5 protein-coding genes and 1 rRNA gene are annotated in these 6,376 nt (G+C 57.2%); 3 read left to right on the top strand and 3 right to left on the bottom strand.

Annotated elements, in window-relative coordinates; translation table 11 throughout:
- Positions 1-122 precede the first annotated feature (122 nt).
- Positions 123-237: ribosomal RNA gene (rrf, locus tag G364_RS0107995) — 5S ribosomal RNA — on the top strand.
- A 116-nt stretch (positions 238-353) separates the two neighbouring features.
- Here rrf and G364_RS0107990 read toward each other — a convergent pair.
- Entirely contained in the window at positions 354-3,017 is a 2,664-nt protein-coding gene (locus G364_RS0107990; RefSeq protein ID WP_019934626.1) for a bifunctional acetate--CoA ligase family protein/GNAT family N-acetyltransferase, read from the bottom strand.
- Positions 3,018-3,124: 107 nt separating this feature from the next.
- On the opposite strand from G364_RS0107990, the gene G364_RS0107985 reads away from it, so the two are divergent.
- Positions 3,125-3,739, top strand: a complete 615-nt coding sequence (locus G364_RS0107985; RefSeq protein WP_019934625.1) for a LysE family translocator — start codon at positions 3,125-3,127, stop codon at positions 3,737-3,739.
- Between the two features lies 1 nt (position 3,740).
- Here the strand turns inward: G364_RS0107985 and G364_RS0107980 are convergent, their stop codons facing one another.
- The gene (locus tag G364_RS0107980; protein WP_019934624.1) at positions 3,741-4,094 is read right to left on the bottom strand and encodes a DMT family protein; all 354 of its coding nucleotides are present in this window, start codon (positions 4,092-4,094) and stop codon (positions 3,741-3,743) included.
- Between the two features lie 146 nt (positions 4,095-4,240).
- On the opposite strand from G364_RS0107980, the gene cysM reads away from it, so the two are divergent.
- Complete coding sequence (cysM, locus tag G364_RS0107975) at positions 4,241-5,131, top strand: cysteine synthase CysM (protein ID WP_019934623.1); 891 nt, start codon at positions 4,241-4,243, stop codon at positions 5,129-5,131.
- Positions 5,132-5,282: 151 nt separating this feature from the next.
- Here cysM and cysA read toward each other — a convergent pair whose 3' ends face one another.
- A complete protein-coding gene (gene cysA, locus G364_RS0107970) occupies positions 5,283-6,374 on the bottom strand; it encodes a sulfate/thiosulfate ABC transporter ATP-binding protein CysA (RefSeq protein ID WP_019934622.1) in 1,092 nt (363 codons plus the stop codon).
- Positions 6,375-6,376 lie beyond the last annotated feature (2 nt).

Raw genomic sequence — 6,376 nt, 5'->3', positions numbered from 1 at the left:
AGCTAACCTGTACTAATGACCCGTGCGGCTTAACCATACAACACCCAAGAAGTGTGAGACCTTGCAGGCTCAAGAGCACAAAGAAATTCATCACCAAGCTTTTTTCGAATTCAAGTTTAATGCCTGGCGGCCATAGCGTTGTGGAACCACCTGACTCCATGCCGAACTCAGTAGTGAAACGCAACCGCGCCGATGATAGTGTGGCAGCTGCCATGTGAAAGTAGGTCACTGCCAGGCACCCAATAAGAAAAAGCCCTTCACTGATGTGAAGGGCTTTTTTCGTTTCTGTATTTTGTGTTTGCAGGCCCCGTTTTATACGGGGCGTATGCATTTATTGCCCGGTTAAACCGGGCCTACAAAACCTCATTATTCAGCAGCAGCTTCAGCTCAACGATACCGTCTTCCAGCTGCATTCTGGTGTTAAAGCCCAGCTTGCGGGCCAGCATCACCATGCCCCGGTTCGATGGCATTGTGATACCGCTCAGGCTGTTGAGACCGCGCTGCCGGGCATAACGAATGATCTTCTCCATCAGCATACGGCCCAGTCCCACGCCCTTGAGATCCGAGCGTACCAGCACAGCAAACTCGGCATCGTTATTGTCAGGATCAGAAACTGCCCGTACTACACCAAGAATGCTGCCATTACTGGCCACGGCTACAAAGGCCATTTCCCGGTCATAATCTATCTGAGTCATATGAGCCAGTTCTTCATGGCCGATCACCACATCGGCAAAGAAGCGTTTATATCTGTCTTCATCAGTAACATGGCTGACAAAATCCTGATGGGCTGGCTCATCTTCGGGGAGTATGGGCCTTAGAGTGACCGGAGTGCCATCTTTAAGCACAGTACGCTCTTCCCACTCTTTGGGGTAAGGCCGGATAGCAAGCCGGGTCTGGCCATCTCCTTCAAAGGGAGTGAGCTTCATGCTTACATCCAGTGCAATCAGTTCGCTACCGGTGGCCAGCAGCGGATGAATATCGAGGCTGACAATCTCCGGGTGGTTGATAATCAGATGAGATACCTGAGTCAGTACCCGGCATACCGCCATCATATCCATGGGGTGCTGAGAGCGGTTTGCACGCACCTTGCCGCTTTTAAGCGCATTAATAACCAGATAGCGGGCCAGGGTCATGTTTAAGGGGGGTAATGCCACTGCGGCCTGCTCTTCTCCTTCCAGATCCACACCGCCGTCACCCAGCAGAATGACCGGACCAAACACGGGATCTGAGCGAACCGCTATATGCAGCTCCTGAGAGCCTGCCCGGCGCGCCATGCGCTGTACCATCAAACCGTGTATACGAGCACTGGGGTATGCCTGCCGCACCCGGTCGAGCAGTGCATCGGCAGCCTGAGCCACCTCTGCGGCCGAACGCAGGTTGAGCACTACGCCCGACACTTCCGATTTATGCACAATATCGGGAGATCGCAGCTTGATCGCCACAGGATAACCAATTTGTTCGGCAATATGGGCTGCTTCGGTGCCGTCAGTGGCAATCCAGGTCGGCAAAACGTCAATGCCATAAGCGGCCATCAGCCGGCTCACTTCATGAGTATCGAGCTGGTTCAGTCCTTCTTCAAAAGCCTGACCAATGAGCTTGCGGACTGTGTCGCCATCACTAGGCATGTCTGAAATGGACTCGGGGGTTTCCATCAGCTGTTTTTGGTTACGTCGATATTCCACCATATGCATAAAAGCACCGGCAGCGCTTTCCGGCGTGCGATAGGTGGGAATGCCGGCTTCGGTAAAGCAACGGCGGGCTTCAAAAGCGCTGGTTTCACCGGACCAGTTGGTCAGAATATTAAAACGTTTGGCTCTGGGGTGAGAGCGCAGTACTTCAATCAGCTCTTTGGCGACTTTTGTGCTGTTTACCGCAGCCGAGGGCGCATGCATGATCAGAATGGCATCAAAATCGTCACTATCGAGCAGTACCCGAAGGCTGGCCACGTAGCGCTCTACTGGTGCATCACCGACGATGTCGATGGGGTTGGTGCGAGACCAGGATGGCGGCAATACGTTGTCCAGTGCCGCGCGTGTTGTGTCGGTCAGGCTGGCCAGCTTGCCGCCCCGGGCCAGCAGGGTGTCGATGGCATTGATGGCCGGACCACCGCCATTGGTGAGAATAACCAGCCGCTCGCCCCGCAGACTGTGTGAATGGTTCAGGGTTTCTACCGCGGCAAACAAGTCGTGAGTGTCGCGCACTCTCAGCATGCCGGCCCGGCGAATGGCGGCATCGTAGGCTGAGTCCATGCCCACATGGCCGCCGGTATGAATATGACCCAACTGAGCGCCAATACGGGTTTTGCCGCTTTTGACCACCAGCACAGCCTTGTTGCGGGACGCGGCACGGGCTGCAGACATAAAGGCACGGGCATCCTGCACGGCATCCATATACAGCAAAATGGAATTGGTGTGCCGGTCCCGGGACAGGTAATCGAGCAGCTGAGCAAAGTCGATATCGCAGGCATCACCCAGGGAGATAAAATGAGAGAAGCCGATATCGTTATGCCGTGCCCAGTCCAGAATCGTCGCACACACCGCAGAAGATTGTGAAACAAAGGCAATTCGCCCTTTTTTGGCCGGAAAAGGGGCAAAACTCACATTTAACCCCAGATGCGGCAGTATTACCCCCATGCTGTTAGGGCCTAACAGGCGCATACGGTGCTGGCGGGCGCTGGCTTTCATTTGCTCCAGCTGCTCATTAGTGGTGCCGGCAGCAAGAATAATGGCGGCTTTACAGCCCTTTTGTCCCAGTTGTTCGATAATCTCTGTATTTTTCTCTGCCGGTGTGCAGATAATGGCCAGATCAGGAACGCGCGGCAGGCTGGCGATATTCGGATAAGCCATCACTCCGGCCACGGCCTCGTATTTGGGGTTAACCGGCATAACGGGGCCGCTGAAATTGCCGGCCAGCAGGTTTTTCATTACCAGTTTGCCGGCACCGTCGTCCCGGTGGGAAGCTCCGATAACGGCAATACTGGCAGGCCTGAACAGGGCATCGAGTCCTTGCTGGGGCATAGCGTCTCCTCAAAAGGGATATGTGGCACCAAACTAATATTTGAATCATATTATCAGCCTGTTATCCATTTTGTGTTGACCATGAACAAACGCCACCGGAGACTGTGATGGAAGTCTGGTTACTGTTTATTCCCGCCTGTCTTGCCCTGAATCTGACCCCCGGGCCGGATATCTTTTTTATCCTTTCTCAGGCCCTGGGTGGCCATCGTCGCGCCGGCATGCTGGCGGCGCTCGGGCTTGGGATCTCTTATCTTGGCCATACTTTGCTGGCAGTGGTGGGATTATCGGCGCTGGTGTTGCAGTCGGCTACCGCCTTTACCCTGATCAAGTATGCCGGTGCGGCTTATCTGTTCTATCTGGGCTGGAGCAGCCTGCGTCATGCCAGCAGGCTGGCGTTACCTGCCGCTGCTAATGAGCAAAGCAGCTGGCGTATTTTCAGGCAAGGGCTGACCGTGGGCCTGCTTAACCCCAAAGTAGCGCTGTTTTTCCTCGCGTTTCTGCCCCAGTTCGTCACTTTTGACGGTGGTTCGGTGCCGTTACAGTTGCTGCAACTGGGGCTGGTGTTTACTCTCACCGCCACTCTGTGCAACGGCGGCTACGGTTTGCTGGGGCAGCGGCTGCAGCGCAGCCTGGCAGGCCGGGAGCGTTTTTCCGTTTATCTGGGCCGGATCTCGGGAATACTGATGATGGTACTGGGTGCCCGGCTGGCACTAAGTCGCTGATTCAGCCAAACAGCCGCTCGCGGAACATGAAGAACACGGCACCCAGCAGGCAGAGCCCGGCCCAGACAAAGTCCATACGAAAGGGCTCTTTCAGGTAGAGTATGGAAAAGGGCACGAATACCGACAGGGTGATCACCTCCTGCAGGATCTTGAGCTGACCCACATTGACCACCTGAGCGCCAATGCGGTTGGCCGGCACCTGCAGCAGGTATTCAAACAGTGCTATGCCCCAGCTGACCAGGGCGGCCCAGATCCAGGGGCTGTGCTGCATATTTTTTAGATGCCCGTACCAGGCAAACGTCATGAAAATGTTGCTGAGGATCAGCAGACTGATGGTAATGGCCAGTGGCGGCATAAGGACTCTCCGTGAACAGGGCCGGCGAATTATTATACCGGGCTGATTCTGGCGCAAGCCGTAACCGGGCTATTTATTACTGCCTCTTAACTTGCCTGGCACCTCGGAGGTAAACTAGCTGCAGACACTGTAGCAAAGGATTACCTATGTCATTTCCGACCATTGAGGATTATGTCGGCAACACGCCGCTGGTGCGCCTGCAGCGTATGACCAATCACACCAACAGTTGTGTGCTGGTCAAGCTGGAAGGCAATAACCCGGCTGGCTCGGTAAAAGACAGACCGGCCCTGAACATGATTCAGCAGGCCGAGCTGCGCGGTATCATCAAGCCTGGCGATACCCTGATTGAAGCCACCAGCGGCAACACCGGCATTGCTCTGGCGATGGCCGCCGCCATCAAGGGCTACAAAATGGTGCTGATCATGCCCGACAACTCCACCGAAGAGCGCAAGGCCTCCATGCGCGCCTATGGTGCCGAGCTTATTCTGGTGAGCAAGGCAGAAGGCATGGAAGGCGCCCGGGATCTGGCGGAGCAAATGGCCGCCGAAGACAAGGGCGTGATCCTTGACCAGTTCAACAACCCGGACAACCCGCAAGCCCACCTGCTCTCCACCGGCCCCGAGATCTGGCAGCAAACCGACGGCCGTATTACCCACTTTGTGTCCAGCATGGGCACCACCGGCACCATCATGGGCGTGTCCCAATACCTCAAGGCGCAGAACCCGGAGGTGCAGATTGTGGGCCTGCAGCCCTGCGAAGGCAGCCATATTCCGGGCATTCGGCGCTGGCCCGAGGCCTATCTGCCAGGCATCTTTGACAAAAGCCGGGTGGATTCGGTGCTGGATATCAGCGAAGAAGAAGCTAAGGCTACCATGCTGCGCCTGGCACGAGAGGAAGGCATTTTCTGCGGCGTCAGCTCCGGCGGTGCCGTGGCCGGCGCGCTGAAACTGGCGGAGCAAGTGGATAACGCCGTGATTGTGGCTATTGTCTGCGATCGGGGCGACCGCTACCTGTCATCGGGTGTGTTTAACGGTTAACCGCAGCTTGAAGCTGACAGCGCGAAGTCGCCCGGTATTGTTTTTGGAATATGCGGCCATTAAACATGAAAATCACGCTGTGAATACCCAAAAGGCCGCATCTGCGGCCTTTCTTTCAGCTTCCAGCTTCAGGCTTTCAGCTGTTGCCCTTTCAGGCCGATAACGCCAGCTTGCTTTCGGTGAGCTGGCGGTCGCCGGCGTAGAGGCGGCCCTGCTGGCCACCCAGATACAGGGTCTGGCCTCGTTCTACATTACTTAGCTGATGCTGGGGCAGCTCGGCTTCCAGCAGCGGGCCCGGCCAGCCGGCAGGCTCCAGCTCCAGATGCACCATGGCACCGCGGGGGTTCACGTCGGTAACCCGCACCGGCAGCGGATGACTGCTGCTTGCCTCGGCCTGCAGGCCGATCTCGTGGGGGCGCAGATACCAGCTGGCGGCTCCGCTGTGTTGTGCCGCCGCCGGCAGTGCCAGGCCATGGTCACCCACGCGAAAACGGCCACCCGCCAGCTCGCCGTCGATTTTGGCCACCTCGCCCAGAAACTCCAGCACAAAGCGGCTGGCGGGCTGCTGCCATACGGTGTTGGGGCTGCCAATCTGCTCAATGCGGCCCTGGCTCATCACCACCACCTGATCCGACACATCCAGCGCCTCTTCCTGATCGTGAGTCACGAACACGCTGGTGAAGTGCAGATCGTCGTGCAGCCGGCGCAGCCAGCGGCGCAAGTCTTTACGCACCTGAGCATCCAGGGCACCAAAGGGCTCGTCCAGCAGCAGCACCCGCGGCTCCACCGCCAGTGCCCGCGCCAGGGCCACCCGCTGACGCTGGCCACCGGACAGCTGGGACGGAAAGCGGTCGGCCAGGTGTGACAGCTGGATCATTTCCAGCAGCTTGCCCACCCGGGTTTTAATCTCGGCGGCGGACGGGCGTTCCTTTCTCGGCTTGATGGTCAGGCCAAAGGCGATGTTGTCGAACACCGTCATATGGCGGAACAGGGCGTAATGCTGAAACACAAAGCCCACCTTTCGATCCCGGGCGTGCAGCCCGGTTACGTCGGTGCAGCTGAAGTGAATGCGACCAGCATTGGCCTGCTCCAGCCCGGCAATAATGCGCAGCAGCGTGGTTTTGCCCGAGCCGGACGGCCCCAGCAGGCCCACCAGCTGACCACTGGGCAGATCCAGGTTAATGTCGTGCAGTACCCGAGTCTTGCCGAAGGATTTCTGAATGCCGTCAATGCGAATGCTCATGC

The sequence above is a fragment of the Oceanimonas smirnovii ATCC BAA-899 genome, from assembly GCF_000381965.1.
Taxonomy (GTDB): Bacteria; Pseudomonadota; Gammaproteobacteria; order Enterobacterales; family Aeromonadaceae; genus Oceanimonas; species Oceanimonas smirnovii.
This window is presented reverse-complemented; position numbering and strand designations above follow the sequence as displayed.

Bases quoted from the DNA above. Each gene is read 5' to 3' on its own strand.
- G364_RS0107990 (WP_019934626.1), bottom strand. From the start codon at position 3,017: ATGCCCCAGCAAGGACTCGATGCCCTGTTCAGGCCTGCCAGTATTGCC.
- G364_RS0107985 (WP_019934625.1), top strand. From the start codon at position 3,125: ATGGAAGTCTGGTTACTGTTTATTCCCGCCTGTCTTGCCCTGAATCTG.
- G364_RS0107980 (WP_019934624.1), bottom strand. From the start codon at position 4,094: ATGCCGCCACTGGCCATTACCATCAGTCTGCTGATCCTCAGCAACATT.
- cysM (WP_019934623.1), top strand. From the start codon at position 4,241: ATGTCATTTCCGACCATTGAGGATTATGTCGGCAACACGCCGCTGGTG.
- cysA (WP_019934622.1), bottom strand. From the start codon at position 6,374: ATGAGCATTCGCATTGACGGCATTCAGAAATCCTTCGGCAAGACTCGG.